At 69.0% G+C, this 23,333-nt stretch carries 19 protein-coding genes; 4 read left to right on the forward strand and 15 right to left on the reverse strand.

Translation table 11 applies throughout. The features are described from left to right. Nucleotides 1-320 precede the first annotated feature (320 nt). The 12 genes from OG214_RS32650 to OG214_RS32705 form a co-directional block, all read right to left on the reverse strand. Nucleotides 321-926, reverse strand: a complete 606-nt coding sequence (locus OG214_RS32650; RefSeq protein ID WP_405986735.1) for a phage tail protein — start codon at nucleotides 924-926, stop codon at nucleotides 321-323. A gap of 3 nt (nucleotides 927-929) precedes the next feature. Next, the gene (locus OG214_RS32655) at nucleotides 930-2,882 is read right to left on the reverse strand and encodes a putative baseplate assembly protein (protein ID WP_405986736.1); all 1,953 of its coding nucleotides are present in this window, start codon (nucleotides 2,880-2,882) and stop codon (nucleotides 930-932) included. Further along, entirely contained in the window at nucleotides 2,879-3,289 is a 411-nt protein-coding gene (locus OG214_RS32660) for a GPW/gp25 family protein (protein ID WP_363082797.1), read from the reverse strand. Before OG214_RS32660 ends, OG214_RS32655 begins: the two co-directional genes overlap by 4 nt. Before the next feature lie 8 nt (nucleotides 3,290-3,297). Continuing rightward, complete coding sequence (locus OG214_RS32665) at nucleotides 3,298-3,579, reverse strand: PAAR domain-containing protein (RefSeq protein ID WP_363082798.1); 282 nt, start codon at nucleotides 3,577-3,579, stop codon at nucleotides 3,298-3,300. A gap of 131 nt (nucleotides 3,580-3,710) precedes the next feature. Continuing rightward, complete coding sequence (locus OG214_RS32670) at nucleotides 3,711-5,726, reverse strand: VgrG-related protein (RefSeq protein ID WP_405986737.1); 2,016 nt, start codon at nucleotides 5,724-5,726, stop codon at nucleotides 3,711-3,713. A gap of 135 nt (nucleotides 5,727-5,861) precedes the next feature. After that, on the reverse strand, nucleotides 5,862-6,662 hold the full coding sequence (locus OG214_RS32675) for a peptidase M23 (RefSeq protein WP_405986738.1): 801 nt from the start codon (nucleotides 6,660-6,662) through the stop codon (nucleotides 5,862-5,864). Between the two features lie 5 nt (nucleotides 6,663-6,667). Beyond that, entirely contained in the window at nucleotides 6,668-7,105 is a 438-nt protein-coding gene (locus OG214_RS32680) for a phage tail protein (RefSeq protein WP_382855307.1), read from the reverse strand. A gap of 42 nt (nucleotides 7,106-7,147) precedes the next feature. Next, the gene (locus OG214_RS32685) at nucleotides 7,148-9,088 is read right to left on the reverse strand and encodes a hypothetical protein (protein ID WP_405986739.1); all 1,941 of its coding nucleotides are present in this window, start codon (nucleotides 9,086-9,088) and stop codon (nucleotides 7,148-7,150) included. Nucleotides 9,089-9,121: 33 nt separating this feature from the next. After that, nucleotides 9,122-9,265 carry a DUF6760 family protein gene (locus tag OG214_RS32690; protein ID WP_405986740.1) on the reverse strand — a complete coding sequence of 48 codons (144 nt, stop codon included), beginning with the start codon at nucleotides 9,263-9,265 and terminating at the stop codon, nucleotides 9,122-9,124. Further along, nucleotides 9,262-9,816, reverse strand: a complete 555-nt coding sequence (locus OG214_RS32695) for a hypothetical protein (protein ID WP_405986741.1) — start codon at nucleotides 9,814-9,816, stop codon at nucleotides 9,262-9,264. The genes OG214_RS32690 and OG214_RS32695 overlap by 4 nt, the downstream gene beginning before the upstream one ends. Continuing rightward, the gene (locus OG214_RS32700) at nucleotides 9,816-10,259 is read right to left on the reverse strand and encodes a phage tail protein (protein WP_093595899.1); all 444 of its coding nucleotides are present in this window, start codon (nucleotides 10,257-10,259) and stop codon (nucleotides 9,816-9,818) included. The genes OG214_RS32695 and OG214_RS32700 overlap by 1 nt, the downstream gene beginning before the upstream one ends. A 116-nt stretch (nucleotides 10,260-10,375) precedes the next feature. Next, a complete protein-coding gene (locus OG214_RS32705) occupies nucleotides 10,376-11,971 on the reverse strand; it encodes a phage tail sheath family protein (protein ID WP_405986742.1) in 1,596 nt (531 codons plus the stop codon). A 254-nt stretch (nucleotides 11,972-12,225) separates the two neighbouring features. Here OG214_RS32705 and OG214_RS32710 point away from each other — a divergent pair, with 254 nt between their 5' ends. The 4 genes from OG214_RS32710 to OG214_RS32725 all read left to right on the forward strand — a co-directional run bounded on the left by OG214_RS32710 (nucleotide 12,226) and on the right by OG214_RS32725 (nucleotide 18,063). Then, nucleotides 12,226-16,191 carry a hypothetical protein gene (locus OG214_RS32710; RefSeq protein WP_405986743.1) on the forward strand — a complete coding sequence of 1,322 codons (3,966 nt, stop codon included), beginning with the start codon at nucleotides 12,226-12,228 and terminating at the stop codon, nucleotides 16,189-16,191. Nucleotides 16,192-16,505: 314 nt separating this feature from the next. Further along, the gene (locus tag OG214_RS32715) at nucleotides 16,506-17,018 is read left to right on the forward strand and encodes a hypothetical protein (protein ID WP_405986744.1); all 513 of its coding nucleotides are present in this window, start codon (nucleotides 16,506-16,508) and stop codon (nucleotides 17,016-17,018) included. A gap of 485 nt (nucleotides 17,019-17,503) precedes the next feature. Further along, on the forward strand, nucleotides 17,504-17,668 hold the full coding sequence (locus tag OG214_RS32720; protein ID WP_405986745.1) for a hypothetical protein: 165 nt from the start codon (nucleotides 17,504-17,506) through the stop codon (nucleotides 17,666-17,668). Beyond that, nucleotides 17,650-18,063 carry a PIN domain-containing protein gene (locus OG214_RS32725; RefSeq protein WP_405986746.1) on the forward strand — a complete coding sequence of 138 codons (414 nt, stop codon included), beginning with the start codon at nucleotides 17,650-17,652 and terminating at the stop codon, nucleotides 18,061-18,063. Before OG214_RS32720 ends, OG214_RS32725 begins: the two co-directional genes overlap by 19 nt. Nucleotides 18,064-18,075: 12 nt before the next feature. Here OG214_RS32725 and OG214_RS32730 read toward each other — a convergent pair whose 3' ends face one another. The 3 genes from OG214_RS32730 to OG214_RS32740 all read right to left on the reverse strand — a co-directional run bounded on the left by OG214_RS32730 (nucleotide 18,076) and on the right by OG214_RS32740 (nucleotide 23,030). Next, nucleotides 18,076-20,139 (reverse strand): AAA family ATPase, encoded by a 2,064-nt coding sequence (locus OG214_RS32730; RefSeq protein WP_405986747.1) that lies wholly within the window; start codon nucleotides 20,137-20,139, stop codon nucleotides 18,076-18,078. After that, nucleotides 20,132-20,947: a DUF4255 domain-containing protein gene (locus OG214_RS32735; protein ID WP_405986748.1), complete on the reverse strand. Its 816-nt coding sequence runs from the start codon at nucleotides 20,945-20,947 to the stop codon at nucleotides 20,132-20,134. The genes OG214_RS32730 and OG214_RS32735 overlap by 8 nt, the downstream gene beginning before the upstream one ends. An 82-nt stretch (nucleotides 20,948-21,029) precedes the next feature. Then, the gene (locus tag OG214_RS32740; RefSeq protein WP_405986749.1) at nucleotides 21,030-23,030 is read right to left on the reverse strand and encodes a VWA domain-containing protein; all 2,001 of its coding nucleotides are present in this window, start codon (nucleotides 23,028-23,030) and stop codon (nucleotides 21,030-21,032) included. Nucleotides 23,031-23,333 lie beyond the last annotated feature (303 nt).

The following is a 23,333-nucleotide window of genomic DNA, read 5'->3' on the forward strand; positions in this document are numbered from 1 at the left end:
TTCCTGTAGGGGCGCTCCCGTGTCCGCCGCTGCCGGTGTCGGCGTCGGTGGTGCTTCCGGTGGTGCCGGTGGTGGTGCTGCCGGTGGTGGCGTGGGCTGTGTGGCTGTGCGGGGCGTTGTTACGGGTGCGGGTGGGGGCGCCGGGTGGTCGGGGCCGCTCGTACCATCGGCCCCAGGCCCGGATCCGGACCCGGCTCCCGTCCCGGACCCGGCTCCCGTCCCGGTCCCCGACGGCTCCGGATCGCCCCACTCCAGGAACGTTTCGCAGGACGCGCAGAAGGCCGTGCCCGGGGCGTTGAGGTGCCCGCACTCGGGGCATCTCATGGCCGCTCCCCGGACGGCGGCTCCGTGGCCGGCCGCTCCCCGGCCGGGCCCGGCGCTTCCGCCGCGAGGGGCAGGATCTCCAGCTCGTAGCCGATGTGCGCCGGGATCTCCCCCTCGATCAGCTCCTCCACCCCGACCCGGTCCACCGCCTCCGGCTCCGCCACCCTCAGCCGTACGGTCACCCAGGGCCGTTCCTCGCCCGGCAGTTCCGTGTTCGGTGTGGCCGACCAGTCCGAGCCGCCGCTCTCCGCGATCTCCGGTTCGACCCCGGTCTGCCGGCGGACCGCCTCCGCCAGCCCGCCGCGCGTACCCCGGCGGCTGTGCCGGTCCACCGCCCCCGTCACCGCTGTCCGCCGCCGCTCGACCGGTTCGTCCCGGTGCGGTTCCGCGGCCACCCACTGGGCAACCCAGTCGAGCAGATCCTCCGGCGCGCTGCGCGGATCGAGATGCGCGGGCAGATTGTCGAGCGTCAGCAGGATCGGGGCGAGGACATCGTCCAGCGCGGAGAGGAAGCGCCGCAGGAAGTCCTGTTCCAGATAGAGCGCGGGCAGCAGCTCGACCAGCGGATGCGGTGAGGGCAGTCCCGCCACGGTTCCGCGCATCGCTCAGACCTCCCGTATCCGCAGCTGGTGCTCGTACGAGAACGCCAGCGCGTGCCGGTCGAGCGTGATCCTGGTCGTCGCCTCGCCGCGCTGCCCGGTCACCGGGTCCGCTGGGAACAGCCGTACCTCCTCCACCAGATCCACCTCCGGCACCCGCTGGAGCACCGCGAACGCCTCGCCCGACTGGATCGGCCGCCCGAACGGCCAGCCCTGGCCTTCGGGACCGCCGGTCAGCGGGTTGAAGTAGCCGTACAGCGCGGCCAGCGCGGCCTCGCGCAGCCGCTCGGGCACCGCGCCCCGGCGTGCCTGCACCGAGGCGACGACCGTCACCCCCTGGTAGAACGGCGGCTCCACCATCAGCCGGGCGCCGATCGGCCGCCGCTCTTCGAGATGGCTGCTGATCTGCTCCAGGGTGTCCGGCGGCGGGATCAGCTCGTTGAAGCCGATCCGGCCCTGCTCGTCACCGCTCCCCGACGGGACGACCAGCAGCCGTACCCCGCCCGCCGCCGGGTCGGGACCCGTTCGTACGCAGTACACCCGCGCCGCGTCCGGCGCCACCTCACGGGCGAGCAGCTCGTAGTCGCGCGGAACGACCGCGCGGTGCAGGGTGCGCAGGGTCATCGGCCCGCGCACCCGGGCGCTCTCCACACTCTCGCCGTCGACACCGCCGAGCGCGGGACGGCGGTTCTCCACCCGGGCCACATACGGCAGTGAGCCGCGCAGCACCCGCAGCGCGCCCCTGGCCACATTGCCCCGCCGGCCGCCGCCCGTACGGTAGCCGCGCACCCGCACCGGGCTGCCCTTGCGCGGCACCGCCCCGTAATGGCGCAGACCGCCGTCCTGCTCCCGTACGGCGGGACCGAAGTCCACCCGGCCCGAGTTGGGGTCCAGGGTGATGTGCCGGTCGTCCGGTCCCGAGTGGGCGAAGTCGTCGACACGCGTCCAGTCGGCCCAGCCGGAACCCTCGTCCGGGTCCGCCACCTCGACCACGAAGTCGCCGGGCACCACGGGCGGCCTCGCCAGCAGGAAGCTCTGCCCCGGAACGCCCTCGGCCGGGCCCAGGATCTCGTCCCGCACCGTCTCCGCGTGCGCGGCCTCGACCGTACCGCCGATCGTGAAGGCCGTGATCCGCCGGACGGTCGGCGGCGCCACATAGGTGGGCTGACCGGGCTCGGGCTCCAGCAGCCGGCAGCGCAGCCAGCCGCCGGTGCGCCGTACGACGGCCGACGCGGTGTGCGTGCGCGGAAGATGGAGGATCAGTTCGCCGGACCTGTTGAAGCCGCCCGAGTCGTCCTTCTCGATCTCGCAGGCCCGCCACTCCGTGCCGTCCCAGGCCTCCCAGCGCAGCGGCGGGCGCCGCGGGTCGACACCCACGCCCTCGACCCGGCAGTCGAGACGGAGGACCACGACCCCCGCGGGCACCGCGTCGGAGAGCCCCACATAGAGCGTGTCCCCAGGGGTGGGCGTGCCGCCGAAACAGGGCACGTCCCGGCCGAGCGCCAGCTCCTCGGTACGGTCGACGGCCCGGCCGTCCGCGGAACGGGTCGCGAGATGCTCGAACCGGCAGGGCACGATGGACAGTTCCCGGCTCGTGGTGAAGACCACCGCCTCCTCGGTCTCCGTACGGACCGTGGCGACCTCGGTGCCCTCCCTGACCCGTATCGGCTCCGGCCGGGGCGCGGAGAGCCGGAAGGTGACCTCGGTACGGGCCGCCGTCGGCGGGTACAGCCGTACGCCGATCAGATCGAGAAAGGTCAGATAGTTCTTCTCCGGCACGCGGTTGAGCCGGTAGACGAGCTGGTCGACCATGGTGGCGAAGGCCTCGATCAGGGTCACGCCCGGGTCGGAGACATTGTGGTCCGTCCATTCCGGACAGCGCTGCTGCACCAGGCGCTTGGCCTCGTCCACCAGGCTCTGGAAGCGACGGTCGTCCAGATCGGGGCTGGGCAGCGTCACGGTCCGTCCTCCTCGTGCTGCGGGATCACATAGAACGGGAACACCAGATTCCGGGGGTCGTTGGAGCCGCGCACCGTGTAGCCGATGTCGATGTACAGCACCCCCCTGTCCGCCTCGTCGAAGCGGACGGTCACCTCGGCCACCTCGATACGGGGCTCCCACCGCTCCAGCGCGAGCCGTACCTCGTAGGCGAGCTGGCCCGCCGTACCCGCGTCGGCCGGTGCGAACACGTAGTCGTTGACGGCGCAGCCGAACTCGGGACGCATCGGCCGCTCGCCCGGTGAGGTCGCCAGGATCAGCCGGATCGACTCCTCCAGCGCGCGCTCCCCGCCCACCAGGGCGATGCTGCCGGTGGCGTCCGTACGGGGCGGGAAGGCCCAGCCCGCGCCGATGAACTGTTCTCCCATGCCGGCGTTCAGCCCCCTATGTCGACGCTCGGACAGCCGGACACGACGGGTGAGCCGCAGGCCGACAGGTCGCCGACGCGGGCGGCCGGGCTGCCACCGATCAGTACGGTCGAGCTGCCCGGTCCCGCGATCGCGGACGGCGGATGGACGGCCGGTGGCGGTACGGAGCAGTGGTGAGGGGTGCCGACCGTGGCGGCCGGTCTGCCGCCGATCAGTACCGACGGCACACCGGGCGGGCCGACCGTGCCCGGGTGGCCGGTGGGGTCGCCGACGCGTGCGGCTGCCGACATGTCCGGGTGCTCCTCTCGTGTGTTCCGCGTGCGGTGCGTGTCGTACGAGCTGTGCGTGCCCTCCGTGCGGTGTGTGCCCTCTGTCGTGCGGTGCGTGCCCTCTGTGTCCTGCGTGCTCTCTGTGTCCTGCTTCAGTTGATCTTGACGAGTGGTGCGCTGATGGAGCAGGTGCTGCCGCCCTTGATCTCGGTGCGTGAGGTGCCGTTGACCGCGACCTGGCCGCCCTGCACATCGAGCGTGCCACCGGTCGCCAGCTGGAGCCGGCCGGTCCCGCCGTCCACCTGGACTCCCGTACGCGCCGTCAGCTTCACGGAGTCGCCGCTGAGTTCGAGCACACCCTGTCCCGCGTCCATCGCCACGCCGCTGCCCGCCTTGATCGACACCTGTTGGCGTGCCTCGATCTCCACGCTGCCGTCGCTGTTGACGACGATGGTGGTACCTCTGCGGTCGAGGTCGATCTTCAACTTGCCGTCGCCCGTGAGGAGTCGTACGCCCTGCGGGCCGTTCGCCGCGTCCAGCAGCTCCAGTTGATTGCCGCTCCTGGAGGCGAAGGCACGGCGGTTGACGGCGCCGGTCGTCGGATCGACCAGCTCGGCGCCTGCGGATGTGCCTGCGGATGTGCCTGCGCCTCCGCCTGCGCCTGTTCCGCTTGAGCTGCCCGTGCCGCCTGTTGCGCCGGGGCCGCCTGTGCTGCCTGCTGCACCGGGGTTTCCTGAGCCGCTCGCGCCGCCTGCGCCGCCGCCCTGGGCCGGTCTGTCCTGACCGTTGTAGAGACCCGCCAGGACATACGGCCGGTCGAGATGCCCCTGCTCGAAACCGACCAGCACTTCGTCCCCCACCTCGGGGATGAACGCCTCACCGCCGCTCGTACCGCCGGACTGCGCCGTACGCGCCCAGTCGCTCGCGTACTCGTCCGACAGCCAGGGGAACCGGACCTTCACCCGCCCCAGCCCCTCCGGATCCTGGGTGTCCGTCACCGTCCCGTTGACCAGTCCCGCGCAGCGTCCGCCCGCCGCCGGACCGCCGCCCCCGCCGGCCGGACCCGCGCCGCCGCCCGTCAGACCGAAGAGGGAACGCTCCTGCTGCCCCGAGACGGTGATCCAGGTCTCGTAGCCGCGTACGGAGTCGAAGACATGCCGCGAGGACGTGACCGTATAACGCCCCTCGAAGGGCGCCCCCACGGCGTTGAGCGCCACCGCGCTGCCCGCCCGTACCTCCGGGTTGCCCCGGATCACCGCCTCCAGCTCGGCGAAGGACCCCGCGATCCGCTCCGCCAGTGCCTTCGCCGCCTGGTCCACCTGGGCCTGTGTCCCGTACGACGCGTCCGTGACGACGAAGCTCGCCTCGCCGAAGGGCGCGGACACCTCGGCGGCCGTCACCCCCAGGTCGAGTGTCGACGTACTGCCCGCCGGTGCCCGGCCCACGAGCGGCTGCTTGGCGGCCACGTCCCAGCCGCGTACCTCCACCTCGGAGACCTGCTCGGCCGACGACACCCCGGCCCGGCAGCGGATCAGATTGCTCCCCATCTCCAGGACCAGCGGATTCTGCTCGGCGCGCGCGGAACCGTCCGGCGCGCCGGACGCCTCGGCGGGCCTGGTGATGTGCAGCTCGCCGTCCAGGACATACGCCTGCGCGCCGGCCTCCTCGGCCAGTCCCCGGACGAACTCCCAGTCGCTGATGTTGGGCTGGGCGACATGTTCGAGCACGGGCCCCGCCACATCCACCGTGCCCGGACGCAGCCCCGCCCGCTGCGCCACCCGCGCGCAGATATCGGCGAGCGTCATGTTCTGGTAGCCGGCGACCCGGCGGCCCCGGAAGAGCCGGTGCGACTCGTCGAGCCCGCGTACCACCGTGAAGGTGCCGGTGTCGTCGATCTCCAGCTCCAGCGCGGTCACCACCCCCGTCAGCAGCGGGGTGGGGGAGGGACCGGCGCCGGCATGGGCCAGCAGCCGGACCTCACCGCCGATCTTGAGCCCGGTCCGTTCCAGCAGTACCCGGTCGGGATCGCGGAAGCGCAGGACGAAGAGATCCGGCAGCGTGCGGCTGTCGTCCACGTACCCCTCGACGAGGGTGCCGGCGAGCGCGGGCGGCAGCGGGCTGCCCTCGAACTCGACCACCAGCGTCTTGGCGACACTCTGCTGGGCCATCCGCGCTCACCACCCCTTACCTCGTACCGGGCACCTCGTGCCACTTGCCTCGTGCCTCGTACCTCTTGCCTCGGTTCGACTCGGTTCAGCTCGGCGCAAATCGGTTCAACTCTGTTCGCCTGGTGTGCCGGTCGCCTACCTCGGGCGTTCGCGTCCGGAATTGCGGTCCTGGAGCCGCCCCAGCTCGTCGAGGGCGGGCAGCAGCAGCTCCTGGCCGTTGGTCAGCCGCATCGGATCGTCGATCCCGTTCGCCTCGGCGATGACCCGCCAGGCGGCCGGATCCCCGTACTCGCGATGGGCCAGTCCGGGGAGCGAGTCCCCGGCGCCCACGCGGTGCACCCGCCGTGCCGCCAGCGCTCCCGACGTCGGGTTCTGGCCGGGAGTCTCACCGCTGATCTCCTCCATCGTCACCTGGCACAGCGCCCGGATCGGCACGCCGGAGGTGGTGAAGAGGGTGTATTTCGCCTGCACTTGGCTGACATAGCCGGGAAAGCCGGTGAGTCCGCCCCAGTGGAAGACCACCCAGGGCGGCGAGGACCGCTGCTGCTGCCGGGTCTCGTTGGTCGGCACACAGCAGGCGAAGAGCTTCTCGACCGAGGTCACGACACTGCTGTCCTGGGTGTCGCTCGCGTCGAAGAACATCTCCACGGTGAGCTTGCTGGGCTGCGGGCCCTGGTACTCCGGCGGCCCGGAACTCTTCGCCCCCTTGGCGGGCGTACGTTTCCAGGCCGCCGCCTTGGTCAGGCTCAGTTCCTTCGGGTTGAACTGGAAGTCGATACGGCCGTAGGGCCCGCCGGGTGTGAGACCGCCGCCGGCCGGCGGGGTACGCAGCTCCAGATACGCGTGCTCCAGCTTGGGCCGCGCCGATCCCGCCGCACGGGCGGAGGACGACGTACCGGAGGTGCCGGCGGCACTGAACGCGATGGGCCCGCTCACCGCTCTCAGCCCTCCATCACATAGCCGTGGTGGGCGATCTCGATCGTCTCGATCGCCACCTTGGGCGACTCCGGCGTGAACGACGGGCCGGTCCAGCGCACCGGTACGACCTCCAGCAGTCCCCACTGGGCGACCTTGCGGCCGTCGCCCGTGCGGGCCTCGATATGCGCGGTCTTACGGCTGAAGCCGGTGGTCATGCTGGCGAACCATTTGGCGACCTTCTCGGTCTCGCGGGTCAGCGGCCGGGAGAGCTTCACGTTCGAGTACTTGAGACGGGTGGGGAGCTGCCAGACATGGCCGTTGTTGCCGCCCTCCTCGCGCGCTTCGAGCACCACTTCACAGCCGAGACCGTCACAGGTGTTGAACGAGCCGAGTTCGATGTCGTCGATCGTGACGACGAAACAGACGCTGACGGCCGGATCGTCGTTGTCGGTCGTTGTCATGGGAGCTGTCACTTGGCGGACCTCTCAGTGCCTGATGTCGGTTCAGTGTCTGGTGTTGATCAGGAATCCGGCGCGTTCGCGTTCCAGCCGCAGGTCTGCCTTGAGCAGTCGGCTGAGGGGCGCGTACAGGGCTCGTACGAGCTCGTCGGTGACGGGCGGGCTGCCGTTGGCCGAAGAGCCTGCCGCGGCGGACCCCATGGTTCCGGGCGGTACGGCGCTGACACCGTCGGGGAACGCGGGGTCGGGATCGGAGGCGGGTTCCCCGGTTCCCTCGGATTCCTCGGATCCCTCGGGGATGGGCGTGGGTTCGGGGATCGGTTCCGGTGGTGTATCGGCGGTCATGGCTTGGCGCTGGACCGATCGGGCGGCCTGGGCGGCTTGGAGGACCTGGGCTGCTTCGGCTGTGCGGGCCGTTGCCGGTCCGCCGAAGACCACGCTGCCGTCGGCCATTCGCTGGGCCACCCCGGCGGCGACGGCGACGGAACCGGCGTCGGAGAACGCCGGGGCGGGGCCAGGGAGGGAGCCGGACACCGACCGGGGCGGCGGAGGGCCTCCGAAGGTCTGCGGCTGTCGCTGTCCCTGCCCCTGCTTCTGGTCTTGTCCTTGCCCCTGTCCTTGCCTTGGTTTCTGTTGCTGTCGCTGCACTGCGCGCGGTGCGTGTGTCGATGTGGGCGCCATCGCCGTACGGGCCGCTCGGTCGCCCGCGCCGTACGAGCGCTGGAGTGCCGTCTCCGGGTGTGGGGCGGACCAGCGGACCGGTACGACGGACGGTTCGGGTTCCGTACCCCCGGAGACCGAAGCCATGAGGGATGACGTGGGCGCGTCCGGCCCGGTGGCGAAGAGGGGTACCGCTCGTTGTGCGACGAGCGGCGCCACCGGCCCGGACGCTGTTTCGGTGGGATGACCCGTGCGGTGGCGAAGTGTGTCCGGGCCGTCGAGGCGTTGGATCGGTACGGGCGCGCGGTCGGGCGACGGCGGTGCGGTGTGCCGGGGTACGTGTTGTGTCTGCCGTTGTACGAGGGATGGCGCATTGCCCAGGAGCGGCCGTGCCGGAGTTTCCGCGTCCGGTGAAGAGCCGGGGCCGGGGTCGGAGCCGGGGCCGGTCGGTTCGTTCGGTTCGGCGGTCGGCCCGGGGGCACGGGCGGCGATCTGCCGTTGTGCGGTGGGCGGCAGCCCGGTCAGCGGCGCGCCGAGTCCCGGCGTACGGGAGCTGTCCCGTACGGGCGGGGTGGCGGATCCGGACAGCGCGGTCGCTGAGGGCATCGCGGGTATGGGGGGAGTCGCGGAAGGTTCAGGTGTTCCGGACGGCCCGTACGTTCCAGACGGCCTGGACGCCCCGGACCGCTCGGACGGTTGGGGCAGCGAAGGCTCGACACGGCGTTCACCCACCAGTTGGCGTACGGGCAGTTCAGCGGGCGAAGCCCCGGCCGAGACCAACGAGTCGAGGGCTGCGCTCCGTTGCAGGGGCACGGCTGCGGGCTGTGCCCGCGCCTGTATCCGCCCTTGCGCCTGTATCCGTCCCTGCGCCTGTATCCGTCCCGCAGCCGTGGGCCAGGAGGCGACGACAACACTCTCACCTCGGCCATCGGCATCGCGGCTCACCGTCGTCGGACCGCTGGACGCGACAAGCCCGTGCATCAGTCCGGAGGGCGCCTGCGGGCTGACCAGATGCCCGAGGGGAGTTGTGAGCGTCGTGTCCTGCCAACTGCTGAGTGAGCTGCGGAAGCCGTCGGGGTCCGTCACCAGCCCGGGAGCGGTCACAGCGCGCTGCACCGGGGGGAGTTCGCGCCAGCCGGCCACCGGGCGTTCGGGCGCGGACGCGTCGCGCGCCGCGCCGCGGGCCGTGTCGGTGGCGTCCACCGCGTCGACCGCGTGCGTCGCGTCCACCGTGTGCGTCGCGCCCGATGAGTCCGATGAGTTCGTAGCGTTCGGTGAGTCCGACAGCTCGGCCCGGTCGCCGCGCAGCCAGGAAAGCAGTCCCATAGTGCCTCGTCCCCCCTCTCGCCCCGCTCTGCCCTACTGCCCGGTGAGCCGGGCGATCTGTGCGACGTACTTCAGCCGTTCGCCGTGCTCCAGGTCGAGCAACTGGTCGAGCGGCCAGTGGAAGTGGTAGGCGAGGTACGCGACCTCCTCGTAGAGCAGGTCGGCCGCGTACGTCACGATTCCCCCGGGCGACCACCTCCGGCGAGATCCACGGCGAAGCTCTCCTGGCAGGACGGGCAGGTGACGGCGGCCCGGGTGTGCCCCTCGGCGTTGATCCGACGGTAGAAGTCCTGCAAGAAGGCGAGATCGGAGGCGAACAGGTCCTCGATGACGCCCGGATGGATGTCCTCGACGGTGCCGATCCTGCTGACCACGCGGGCGATCAGTACGACCGACAGATACGCGGCGTTCTCCCGTACCCGGTCGTCCCTGAGCGGGATCAGCTCGTCGCGGGCGGTGGCCAGTCGCATCACCCCCGAGCGATGCACGGTGCCGGACCCGTCCACGTATCCCCGTGGCAGCTCGAACGGGAACTCGGTACGCAGAGTCTCGCGAGCCCCGTGGCCGTCACGGTGTTCCCGGTCCTGACTCCGTTCCCGTTCCCGTTCCCGCTCCTGATCGTCCGACCTGCCCGACCTGCCCGACCTGCCCGACCTGCCCGACCTACCCGGCCTGCCCGGTGCGGTGTCGTCGTCCGGCCGTGCGGCGGGGGACAGCACGCGCCGCATCAGTCGACTTCCATGCTCTCGTAGGTGATGGCCAGCTTCTCCGTGAGAACGGAGGTGTCGCCCGCCTTCAGCGTGCCGATCTCCAGGGACTTGGGCCAGGCGTTGATCAGCTTGTAGCGCTTGATCGCGATGCCCTCGTAGTCGTAGACGATGATCGCTCCGTTGCGCCGGGCGTCCGTCATCCGGCCGAACCGGGAGTCCTTGATCCACTGCTCGAAGCTGTTGTCCTCGGTCAGTCCGCGGCTGACGGTGACCTCACCCGCCTTGGGGCGCCCCGGCAGCTTCTTGATGGCGTACTTTCCGTCGGCGGTGTTCTGCTTCAGCTCGATGACGTCCTGTTCCATCTTCAGACCACTCACCTCGGTAATCTGCTTGATGAGGACGCTGTCGAATTCCAGACCGAAGGAGTGTCCGACGGAACTGTCGAGATCGGGAAGTGGCACTACCAGCCTCCTAAGCACTCGCTGTTGGCGCTACTGGTCATCCGCTGCCGGGCATCCGGACCGTCCTCGCGCGTCTTGGCCATCTCGTCTCGCGCGTCTCGCCCGTCTCGCCCGTCTCACTCATCGACCGCGCCGGTTCCGCCGGTCAGTTGGGAGAGCCGGAACACCACGAACTCGGCCGGCTTCACCGGTGCCACGCCGATCTCGCAGATGACCTGTCCGGCGTCGATGCTCTCGGGCGGGTTCGTCTCGCGGTCGCACTTGACGTAGAACGCCTCGTCCGGCGTCAGCCCGAACAGCGCGCCCCTGCGCCACTCGTTCACCAGGAAGGCCGAGACCGTACGCCGGATACGTGCCCACAGCGCGTCGTCGTTCGGCTCGAAGACGACCCACTGGGTACCGGCCAGGATCGACTCCTCCAGATAGTTGAAGAGCCGTCGTACATTCAGATAGCGCCAGGCGGGGTCCGCGGCCAGGGTGCGCGCGCCCCAGACCCGGATACCGCGCCCCGGAAAGGCACGGATGCAGTTGAGACCGATCGGGTTGAGCAGATCGTGCTCGTTCTTGGTCAGTTGGGTCTGGAGGGAGACCGCTCCGCGTAGGACTTCGTTCGCGGGGGCCTTGTGGACTCCACGGGAGGCGTCGTTACGGGCCCATACCCCGGCGACATGACCGCTCGGCGGCACAAAGGCGTTACGGCCGACCGCCGGGTCGAAGACCTTGATCCACGGGTAGTAGAGCGTCGCGAACCTTGAGTCGAAGCCGGTCGTCTCCGTCCGCCAGCCCTTGATCTGCTGGGGGCTGAGACCGGGCGGCGGGTCGAGGATCGCGATCCGGTCCCCCATCAGCTCGCAGTGGTCGATCAGGCTTCGCTGCACCGAGACCACGGACTCCAGATCCAGATCGCCGCGTTCGTAGGCGCTCATCAGATCCGGTACGGCGACCATGGTGACCTCGTCGATCGCCTCCAGCGCGCCCAGACCCGTGCGCCGGTCGGGGTCACCGACGTACTCCTCCGCCGACAGCGGACCGGACGCGCCGCCGGCGTCGTCCGCGGGGCGGAGCGTCACGCTCTGGGCCTCGGGCCTGGTGGGCGCGGGCCCGCGCCCAGGCTCGCGGATCTCGATCAGTTGCGACCGAGCCCTCACCTGCGAGGCGACATTGTCCTTGCTGCGCTTGGACGAGACGGCTGGATAGGTCTCCACGACCTTGCCGTCGCGCGCCACCACCAGGGTGAACACGTCCTGGGGCGGGTCCTCGCCCTCGGGATCGGCCACCGAGACGGTGATCTCGCCGGTCACACCGGGCAGCGCCCGTACGGTGTACGGCCCGAGCCGCGCCTCTGTACCGTCCGTACCGCCTGTACCGTCCGTACTTTCCGAACCGGCTGGCAGCTTCCCGGCTGTCCCGGCCCCGGATCCCTCGCCGTCGCCCCCGCCCGTACCGCCACCGCCGCCGACGCGGATGACATAGCAGATGCCACCGCCATTGGCGAAGAAGCCGTAGACGGAGGAGGCGAGATAGGCCCCTTCGACGAACTCTCCGAAGAGGCTGACGAATTGGGTCCAGTTGGTGATCAGCGTCGGTTCGTTGAAAGGACCGCGCTGGGCGAAGCCGACAAAGGCGGCGACGGACGTACCCACGCCCTCGATCGGCCGGGAGCCCGACTGGATCTCTTCCACATAGACGCCCGGGGACAGATACGACGGCATGCGACTCTCCTTGACCGGGAACGAGGGCGTCTTGACCAGGGGACGGGGGTGATTCTCGCCGTGGGGGCGATCACCGGGAACGGGCGTACGGCCGCCTCGCCGTACCGAACCGACTGCCCGAAGAGGCAGAGCCGTCGGGCCATCTGATCGGGCAGTGAACACTGCCCTCGGTGCTGTCCCGCGCGTGCTGCTCCGGGTACGGTCCGGCCCCGCACCCTGGCTGACATGTCGGCGATCCGCGGCCCGGAGCGACGGTGAAGGCGACTCCGGACAAGAGCTCCGCCGTGGCGGCGCGCACCGCCGCGACGCGGCAGACGGACGTCGCGCGCGCGGATGTGTCGCGCGCGGATGTGCCGCTCGCGGATGTGCCGGGCTCCTTGTCCGACACGGGCACCACCACCCCAGCGGTATCCCCCACCGGCCCGGGTCTGGATGTGCGGAGTGTGCGGCGGCTTCAGGCGGGCGCCGGGAACGCGGCGGTGGCGCGGCTGGTGGCGCAGCGGTATGCCGAGGTGGTCAAGCCGCCGCCGTCGCAGGCGCCGGGCTTCCGCAGGGTGCGTTCGGACGTCGCGGCGAAGCAGACGAAGCTCAAGCGGCATCGGCCGGCGGCGTTGGAGTCGAGGTCGGCGCAGGACGCGGCGCTGGCCCCGCCGGACGACAGGCAGGCGCAGGGCAAGGCGGCCAACGCCGAGAAGATGAACGACGCGAAGCCGGGCGAGTTCGACAAGGGCGCGTTCATCGGGGCGGTGAACGAGGCGATCGCGGCGCAGGCGCCGAAGAACCTCGAAGAGGCCGACGGTTTCGCGGACTCTGGCCGGGCCGACTCCATCAAGGATTCGGTGGACGGCAAGGTCAAGGACGGCAAGGAGTCCTCCGCCGAGGAGATCGAGACCGCCACCACGGCCGCTCCGGACACCTCGCGGGCCAAGGAGAAGCAGGTCACGCCGATGAGCCCGGACCAGCCTCCGGGCAATCCTGGCGCGCCCAGTGCGGCGGACGCGGTGCCGGCCCGGCAGCCGGACGAGGTTCTGGACTTCTCCGAGGGCCCGCGGCAGGTCGATCAGCAGATGGCCGATGCCGAGGTGACCGAGGAGCAGCTGGCCCGGGGCAACGAGCCGCAGTTCGACCGCGCGCTGGCGGAGAAGAAGAAGGGCGAGCAGCAGACCGCCGCCGTTCCTGCCAAGGGCCGGGCCGCCGAGGCCGAGCAGCTCGCGGCGGCGAAGGCGGGCGCGGCGGCGTCGGGCGCGCAGGCGATGAACGCCATGACCGCGGACCGCGGCGCCGCGGGCCGCGCGGTGGACAGCGGAAAGGGCGAGACGAAGTCGGCGGACGAGAAGAAGCGCGAGCAGGTCACCGCCAGACTTCAGAAAGTCTTCGACGCCACGCAGAAGGATGTCGAGAAGATCCTCGGCGATCTGGACGGGAAGGTCGACCGGCAGTTCACGGAGGGCGAGAAGAGGGCCCGCGACGATTTCACCGCCGATCACAAACGGCGGATGAAGGAGTACAAGGACAGGCGCTATTCGGGCTGGCGGGGCCCGTTCCGCTGGGGCAGGGACAAGCTGAAGGGCCTGCCCCAGGAGGGCCTGGACATCTTCAAGAAGTCACGTGAGCTGTATGTGACGAAGATGCAGGCGGTCATCTCGACGATCGCCGACACGATCGGCACCGAACTGGGCCGGGCCAAGATCCGTATCGCCACGGGCCGCGATGAACTGAAGGCGGAGGTCGACCGGCTCCCGGCGGATCTGCGGCAGTTCGGCGAGGAGGCGGCGGCCGATTTCGCGGGGAAGTTCGACGACCTGGAGTCGCAGGTCAACGACAAGTCCCAGGAACTGGTGCAGACCCTGGCCCAGAAATACACCGAGGCCCTCAACTCGGTCGACGAGGAGATCAAGAAGCTCGAAGAGGAGAACAAGGGCCTGATCGCGATGGTCGTGGACGCCGTGGTCGGCGTCATTCAGACGATCATGGAGCTCAAGAACCTCCTGATGGGCATTCTCGCCAAGGCCGCGAGCGCCATTACAAAGATCATCAAGGACCCGATCGGCTTCCTCAGGAATCTGGTCTCCTCCGTCGGCGCGGGCCTGAACCTGTTCATCGGGAACATCGCCGATCACCTCAAGACCGGTCTGGTCTCCTGGCTCCTGGGCACGGCGGTCAGCACCGGCCTGGCGATCCCTTCGCGCTTCGACCTGAAGGGCATCATCCAGCTCATCGCCTCGCTCCTAGGTCTGACCTGGGACAACATCCGCGCCCGCATCACCCGCAAGGGCGTCCCCGAACAGGCGATGGCCAAGGTCGAACAATCCGTCCCGGTCGCCGGCGCCCTGGCCCGCGAGGGCCCGGCCGGCGCCGCCCAGGAAATAACCGCCGAGACGGGCGACCTCAAAACCACGATCCTCGACGACCTCAAGTCCTACCTCATCCCCACGGTCCTCATCGCGGGCATCACCTGGATCCTCTCCCTCCTCAACCCCGCCTCCGCCTTCATCCGCGCCGTCAAGGCAATCATCGACATCGTCACCTTCATCGTGACCCAGGGCGCGCAGATAGCCGCCTTCGTGAACGCGGTCCTCGACGCGGTCATAGCCATAGCCAACGGCGCCCAGGCAGGCGTCCCCAAAGCCATAGAAACAGCCCTCGCCACCAGCATCCCCCTCCTGATCGGCCTCCTGGCCTCCCTACTGGGCATAGGCGGCCTGGCCAACAAGGTCCGCCAGGCCTTCCAAAAGGTCTCCCGCCCGGTAAACCGAGCCATAGACAAACTGGTCGACAAAATAGCCAGAGCGGCTAAGAAGTTTCGGAACGAGCCAAAGCGCCCTCTCGGTAAGGAGAAACTCAAGCACGATAATAAACGGGAAGAAGGAGACAAGAGGGCTAGGATAAGGAAAGGATTAACGCAGATTGATAGGGAACAACGGTCTCGGTTGAAGAACGGCGAAATCTCGCAAGAGGACGCCATGGACGTTGCGACTGGCGTGAAGCGCGATCATTCTGTCTTCAAGTCGCTCACGGTCGTAGACGGCGGCCATACATGGGACTATGTTTATACTGCGTCGCCGCCAAAAATGAAGAAGGGTTCACCTAAGAGCACGATCGACTCGGATCCGTTGAAAAGATTTTCGTCCGAACTGGCGCGTACCCATAAAGCGGCGCGTCCGGCGATTGAGAGTGCGTTGAAGGGGCTCGCCTCTGAACTGCCGCAACGGTGGGATTCCGCTCAAGATATGATGAAGGGGCGTGACGGTACCCTAGCTGATATGCATTCGGTTCCGTTAAATCAGTCGCACGGCTTCGGTAAGTCTTTCACTCATTCCTGGGCAGTGGAAGAAACCCGCAGTGCGCTAATTGCTGCAGAGGTGTCGTGCGTGACTGCGGCGTCCCCTGTACGTGAAAGGATCAAAGCCACACTGAAATCTGTAAACCCAAACGGCGGGATTGACCGCGCTGGGGCGGAAAGGTATCTGATCAACTACAAGACGCAGATACACCAGAAGGATAAACCGTTCGATGCCAGCCCACCCCCGGTCGAGAGAGTTCAGGAGATGATCTGGCTTGGCTTGGTCGAACCAAGCGCAGCCAATCGGATCCGAGAGACCATGATAAAGCGGATCGAGATGGGAGTCGGTTCGCCGCCTCCGCCGGAACTGTCAAAGGAAATCCGTGCGCACGTTTTACGGTTGCTTGCACAGGCGAAGCTCGCCATTCCTCAGGGGACCGATGCCGTTCGCATTCAGTTGGAGCCGGCCTCGGCAAAGAGGATTACAGACTATCTTCAAGGCGAGGCCGCAAAGGCCACTGATCCGGCAGTGGGGAAGTCTCTAGAATGGTGGCGTAATAATATCCTGCAGCCTGAGTGGCACCATGCGTGGCCTCAATGGCTCGGTGGGGAATTTAATCAGACTGTTATCTACCTGCCTCGAATATTGCACAACTTCGACGGTATTTCTACTGATGACGAGAACTTCCCCGGCGGTTTCCATCAGGAACTCAATCGACTCATCCGGGCGAACTTCCCAGGTGTCAGTATCAATAAGAGGGAGGCTTGGGACGCGGAGACTAGAGTTTCCCCGGATGCCGTGGATAGACTAAACCCTTTGATAATAGAGGCGTACAAGAAGATTTTTGAACCGTTTGGTGAGGTCGGTCAGCAGGCGCTGAAAGCGTTCACTGACGAAGCGGAAAAACACCTACTCAAGATGGCGGAGGTCGCATGACCGTACGCATCTATCGTATTAGTGCTGATCCAGTCTTAGTTGACGCTGCTGGTACTGCGCCACGGCCGGAAAGTCGACGGTTGGTCCAAGTGGAGTGGGACGTACCCGAAGCTGAGTTCTCCGATGTGCCCATCCTGCGTCGGTGGCTGCACGACCATGGCATCGATGATATCGGGGAGCGTGGAATTACCGTCTGGGATGAGCCGCTGCCTCCTCGTAGAGAGCCGTACTGGTGCTCGGAGATGCCAGGGTGGCTGTCCTGGCGGGGTGGGAAGGGGGATCTCACGCGATCACAACCTTGCCACGGGTGCAACTTGCCCATTATCTCGGTGCGGCCGTCGGTAGATGTCGATGCCGATAGTGTTTCTCTCCTGATGGGCAAACTTGAGCAGATTCCTCTCTGCTACCTCAGCACCAGTTGCGTGGCAGCGCGGCCGGATCTGGTTGCCGGCCTGCGGGCCGAAGGATTGAGTGATGGGTTGGTCACCCATCCCTTGGACCCTCAGGGTGATGCCCTTCTCATCTGGTCGGAGGCTTCACTTGGCGGTCCCGCTTATCCCTTCGGACCTGAACCCTGCGAGGTCTGTGGTCGTGCCTCCCGGTGGGTCGACGGAAAGTTGCGGTTCGTGCGACCGAATTACGCCTTTGATCTGAGCTTCGACTGCAAGCCACGCCAATGGTCTTGGAGCACTGTGTACGGCCAGGGCATGCCATTGGTCTCATCCAGGGTTGCTGCCTACTTGCTTGAGATGATGCCGCAGCTTGCATTCCTTCCGCATGGTCGGCCGGTTGATCAGTGGGCGTTCCTGCCTGAACCCTACCGATGAAGCAAAACGACGTGACTGCGTTGCCTGCGGCACTCTTGGAACGCGACAGTGTAAGATGCCGGGTTTTTGATCCCTAGACTTCGGTGAGATTACGGCTGGGGCTCGGCGCATGGTGACCCCCGGTCCGTTCGTACAAGGTTGCCGAAGTGTGCAGGCAGCTCGGGCCGCGCAGGGGCGAAGTGGGCGCTTGTGTGCTGGTGGGACTGGAGCCGGTGTCGGCAACCGAGGTCTGAACGATCACTGCTCAGGTCGCGGCGCTCGGTGGCAGCTTGGAGATCCTCGCGGACTTCAACGGCACCCGAGCCGTTGTGCGTACCGCCGGGTCTGCTGTTTGTGAAATCGATTGCTAAACTTGTCTCATGGCGGATGAGCAGGCGGGACCAGGGATTGGTGAGGGGCCGGCGAAGGCGATCAGTGTGTCGCTTCCTGAGGGCACTGTTCGGGCCCTCAGGGACAGTGCCGGTGGGCGTGGTGTGTCGGCCATAGTGGCTGCGGCTGTCGAGGAGCATCTGCGTAATCAGGCCACGCATGAGTACCTCGCGGAGTACGAGCAGGAGCATGGTGCCTTCACCGGCGAGGAGAAGCGGGAAGCCGCAGACGTCTGGGCGCGGGCCGAGGAGCGGGAGGGGCAGTGGCGCGAGGCCGGCTGACGGGCGGGGGAAGCCTCGTTCTGGACAGTCAGGGGCTGTCGCTCTACCTGGAGCAGGACCGGGCGGTGTTGAACCTGGTCCGGTCGGCGCTGGACCGTGGGGCTGATCGCGTGGTCAGCGGCGCCACTCTCATCGAAGCCCAGCACGGTCGGATCAAGCGCGCTCACTGGAACTATGTCCTCTCGCAGGTGCGTGTGGAGCCGCTGAGCGTGGGGTGGTCCAAGGAAGCCGCGCAGTTGCTCCAGGAGACCGGACTGCACGGCCACAAGTACGCCATCGACGCGATGGTCGCCGTCACGGCGATGCATCAGACCGGGCCGGTGGTGATGCTCACCTCGGATGTGGACGACATGGCCAAGCTCTGCGGAGGACGGGTCACCCTCGTCGCTGTCTGATGTTGTGATGGCTCACGTCAGTAGGTGTACGTACGGGCCGAACTCCGAGGCCAGGGTCAGGCGGCCCAGTTTTTGGTATTCGCGTTGGATCGCGTGGATCAGGGTGGGCATGGAGACCGGGGTGGCCGATTCGGCTGCGAGGTAGGCCGCGGTGACCGCTACGGAGCGGATGTTGCCGCCTGCCAGTTCGAAGGATTCCGCGCAGAAGTCCAGGTCCAGGTCGGGGGCGCGGGGGAGGGTGGGGCCCAGGGAGCGGTCCCAGAGGAGGCGGCGCTGGGCCGGGTCCGGGATGGGGAAGTCGATGACCAGGTCCAGACGGCGGGTGAAGGCGTCGTCGAGGTTGGCGCGGAGATTGGTGGCCAGGATGGCCAGTCCGTCGAAGGACTCCATGCGTTGCAGGAGATACGCGCTCTCGACGTTGGCGTAGCGGTCATGGGCGTCCTTGACCTCGGAGCGTTTGCCGAAGATCGCGTCCGCCTCGTCGAAGAGCAGGACGCCGTTCACGCCGGCCGCTTCGGAGAAGATGCGTTCCAGGTTCTTCTCGGTCTCGCCGACGTACTTGTCGATCACCGTGGCGAGGTCGACCGTGTAGAGGTCCAGGCCCAGATCGGCCGCGATCACCTCGGCCGACATCGTCTTGCCGGTGCCCGAGTCACCGGCGAAGAGCGCCGATACTCCCCGGCCGCGTCCGCCGCCGGGCCGCATGCCCCATGCGCCGAGGACCTGGTCGCGGTAGCGGGCGCGGGCGGTCAGTTCGCGGAGCTGGGCGTGGGTGTCGGGGGGAAGGACCAGATCGGACCAGGTCACGGCGGGCTCGATACGGCGGGCCAGCCGGTCCAGGCCCGCGGCGTTCTGGGCGCGGGCGCCCTGCCGTACGTGGTCGGGGGTGAGCATCCCGCCGTCCAGCCGGGCCGTCTGAGCCGCGCCGTGTGCCGCGCCCTCGATCTGGTCCGGGGTGAGGAGGAACGGGGAGAGCAGTACGGAGATGTCGAGGCCGGGCGGTACGGGGGAGGTGTACACGTCCTGCCACAGCGCGGCCCGTACGGACGGTTCCACTCGCGGCGCGTGCAGGAGCAGCGGCGGACGGGCCGACCAGGCCGCGTCCCATGGAACCCGGCCGACGAGCACGGTGGGCAGTGGAGTACCGGTCAGCAGACGCAGCAGTTCCGGCCGGTCACGGGCCAGCGCGTCCAGCGGCGCGCAGATCAGCCCCGCTCCCGTCAGCCGCGCCTCGCGCACCAGCGCCCGTACCGCTTCGACCGGCGTCGGGTCCTCCGCCAGCCGGGACAGGTCGAGGCCCAGTACGCCCCGCCCCGCGAGGCTCAGCGCGGACGCGGCCACCGCCGTACCCGCGCCGCCCTGGTCCTCGCGGAGATACGCGAGATGGACGCCCGAACCGAGCGTACGAGCCAGCGGCCCCGGATCGCCGACCCCCTCGACCGCGTGCCAGGGCGCCAGCAGATCCGCCAGCCGTGGATCGGGCGTGTCGTCGCCGAGCAGATGCATGGTGACCCGGTCGGGAACCCGTAACGCCCGCCCCAGAAAGGGCCGTTCCGCCTCCTCCACCAGCAGCAGCCCGCCGGAACGCAGTGGCGCGTGCGGGCCCAGTCGGGCGCGGGCGCTCGCGTCGGCCGGCGGTAGGCCGCAGAGTCCGAGGGCGAGACCGATGCTCGGACGGCGGCGGGTCACATCGTCGTTGAGGTAGCCGTAGAACGCCTCGAAGCGGTCGTCCAGATCCGGTACGAGCGCGATGAGCAGGATCTCCACATCGAGGGGCGACAGACCGAACTCCCTTGCCAGGGACGTCAGCCGGGACGGAGGCTCGCCAGTCGGCGCCAGTGTCGATGTCGGTACCGAGGCCTCGGCCCCGTCCGGCACCGGGAACGTACGGCCCTCGTCCAGCAGCCGTGTGATCGTCTCCTCGGTGAGGTACAGGCCGCGGAACGCGTCGTCCGGGTGGGGATCGGTGAGCTGACGCGCCTCCACCGCACGGCGAATGCGTTGTTCCACGACGACGGCACGGGCCAGCAGGTGCCTCAGGTTCGGGTCCTCGTACCGCTGAGGCTCGTCAGACATCGCCTCTGGTCTCCGTGATGCGGAGTGACAGGCCCGGGTGCGCGGTACCGGCTGCGGGATCCGAACCGGCCGGAGCGTCCGACTCGCGCCCGTCTCCCACCCCGCCCCTGTCTCCCGCCCCGCGCCCGTACACCGGGATCGCCCCGCGCCCCGGCATCGGCCGCGTCGGCGGCGTCGCACCCGCCCGTGTCGCACCCGCCCGCCTCGTATCCGTACGCTCTCGCCCCTCCGGCGCGTGGTCCCCGAAGCGCGCGTGCAGTCCCTCGTCGCCCACGGGCGGACCCGCCGGATACGTCGGCGACTCCGTCACCGGCACACTCACCACCAGATCCAGCGACGGCTTCAACTCCCCGCCGAGCGCGCTCCACACATCCGCGAAGGAGCGGTCCTCCGGCGGGGGCAGCGCGATGGTCATCGGTACGGCGACTCCGATCTCCCCGAGGGCACCCGTCAACCGCGCGGGCGGCAGCGCCTCGTACCGCAGCAGACAGCCCAGGAGCGAGGAGAGCAGCCGGTGTTCGTCCTCGGGGCGCTTGGTCCAGGCCGTGATCAGATACGAGAGCTTGAAGAAACGCGGCGGTCTGCGGCGTGCGACGACGGTGCCGTGTTCGTCGTACTCGTTGTACAGTCCGCGCTCGCGCCGCCGCATGTCCTCGCGGATGTCGTACAGATACAGATTGACCGTCGGCGCGTTGACCTTGGCGGCCCAGTCGCGGGTCGGCGCGTCGAACACCACCGCGATCTGGGCGCCTTCGAGCACCTCGGCCCTGAGCAGTGCGCGCAGCGCGTCGTCCACCTCATGGATCACGACCGGACCCCCGTCGCCCGTCCCCGGCGAAGTGCCGTCCGGGCCCTGCGGACCCCCGTCATCGAGACCCTGCGGACCCCCGTCATCCGCGCCCCGCGAAATCCGGTGGCTGGAGCTTGCGTTGGACCACCAGCACCGGTTTCTCCAGCCGGTCGAGATCCGTGACATCCGCGCGGAGCCGCCGCTGCCCGAGCCGGTCCTTGCGCAGCACCAACATCTGCGCGTCGAAGGTACCGTCGCCGCCGACCGTCACCGGTGCTCCCGCGGCCGTGATGCCCGCGCTCCAGCTCAGCCGTACGCGCGCCCCCGGCGGGAAGTCCGTGCCGCGCGCCAGGACGACCTGTCCCGGTGTGGCGACCGCCGGAGTGACCGTCAGCCTCGGCTGGAGGACACGCAGCCGCGCCTGGTCCCTGTTGTCGGCCGCCCGCCGGTCGGGGAGCGTGGCGACGACGCTCCCGTGCACGTCCGCGCTGATCGCCGTCCGGTACGTGGCCGTCTGCGTGACCTCGATACGGCCACCCGGCCGGATGGTGCACGGCGCGGTCGGCGTGCAGCGGGGCAGTCCCGCCAGGGTGCGCCTGCCGGGGTCGGGTGTCCTGGGCCAGGCGGTGGTGAGGATGACACCGGTCGCCGTGTCCGGTCCCGCGTTGGTGAGGACGAAACGGGCGCGGGCGTCGCGCCCGGTGTACGTACGCTGCGGCTCGATCCGTACGTCCACGGCGACATCGGCCGTCGGCGGAAGGGGCGGCAGCGGCGGAACGGGCTCCTCCAGCACCTCCACCGCCGCCGTATCGGTACCGGTGTTGCCGTTCGAGTCGGTGGCCGAGCAGGTGACCGTCGTACGGCCGACCGGGAAGAGCGAGCCGGAGGCGGGCGCGCACCGGGCGGGCAGCGGGCCGTCGTGGGCGTCCTCGGCGGTGACGGTGAACGAGACGCGGGCGCCGTCCGGGTTCCTGGTCCGCACCGTACGGTCGTCCACGGTGACCACCGGCGCCTCGACGTCATTGACGCCGATACTGATCGTCTGCGTCAGCGCGGGATCCGGTACGGCGGTCGGGCCCGCGCCTCCCGTACCGGCCATGTCGGCGCCCAGCAGGAACTGGACCGTACAGGTCAGCGTCGCCCCCTGCGGAGCGTCCTCGGCGACCTCCACGGTCTCGTCGAAGGCCGCGGTCCCGCCGCTGACGAGGTTCCGGACGGGCGGTTCGAGGGTGACGGTGAGGGCGGGGTCGCAGTCGTCGAGCTGGTAGGCGACCGAGGTGGGCAGATTGGCGAGGCCTTCGGCGATGGCCTCGGCCACGGCCTGTTCCTCGATGCCTTCGAGGAGCCTGCCATTGGTCGCCTCCACGACCCGGGTGGCCTGGCCCGGCTCGTGCAGCGGGTCCTCGATGTAGTCGGGGTCGCCCGCGTCGCCGTTGCCGTTCAGCCCGTCACCGATGTCGGTCGCCACGTCCACGGCCAGTACCCGGACGTTCTGGCTTTGGAGGGCGGAGATCGTATCGGTGAGGGAGTGCTCCATGCTCGGATCGTGGGTGGAGGCGTCACCCACCAGAACGACCACCGGGCTCGCGTCCTCGCGGAACACGGTCCGGCCGTCGCTGCCGTGCGCGATCTCCCACAGCGCGTTTCCCCAGTCCTCCGAGGGGCCCCGGCTCAGTCGGCCACGGTCGGTGGGGAGGTCGTCCACGCCCTCCTGCACCTCGGTGAGGTCCGCCGTCAGCGGCTGGTGCACGGTGTAGACGTTCTCGCCGTCGCCTTCCTGGTCACCGAAGGAGGCGACGGCGAACCTGGACTCGGGCTGCTCGCCGAGCACCCTGCTGGTGATCAGGTTGAGATTGGTCCGCACGCTCTCCAGGGGGTCGCCCTCCATACTGCGCGTGCCGTCCACCAGCAGCACGATGTCGGGCTTCGGAGGGATGGCGGGCGTGCGGACCCGCTTGTCGACGGCGAGGATGCCACCCGGGTCCAGGCTCTCCTCCACCACGGCCGGTGTGACGGGCGGTTCGGGAACGGCCGCGACCGGCGCGGCGGCGGTGCTGGGCAGGCTCCCGACCGCCAGCAGGAGCAGTACGAAGGGGAGCACGCGCAGAGCGGCCCCGACGCGCGGTCGGTGTGTCTGCCGTGTGCGTACGGGCCACCGCGTCTGTGGCGTCCGTGCCGGCCACCGCGTCCGCCGTGTCCGTGTCCGTATCCGTGCCGGTTGCCGGAGCCGCGTCCGCGCCGACCCCCCGGATCGCTGAGACCGCCGCACGGAACCCTCCCCAGATCGGCACGCCGACCCTCACCATCCCCTGCTCGCGCCCCCGCGGGCAGAGGGGCGCGAGTCAGTCCTGCGGGAACCCGACTCTGCACTTTCGGGCAGTGGTTCCGAGTTGAACCGTTCGAT

Source organism: Streptomyces sp. NBC_00872, from assembly GCF_045161915.1.
Lineage (GTDB): Bacteria > Actinomycetota > Actinomycetes > Streptomycetales > Streptomycetaceae > Streptomyces.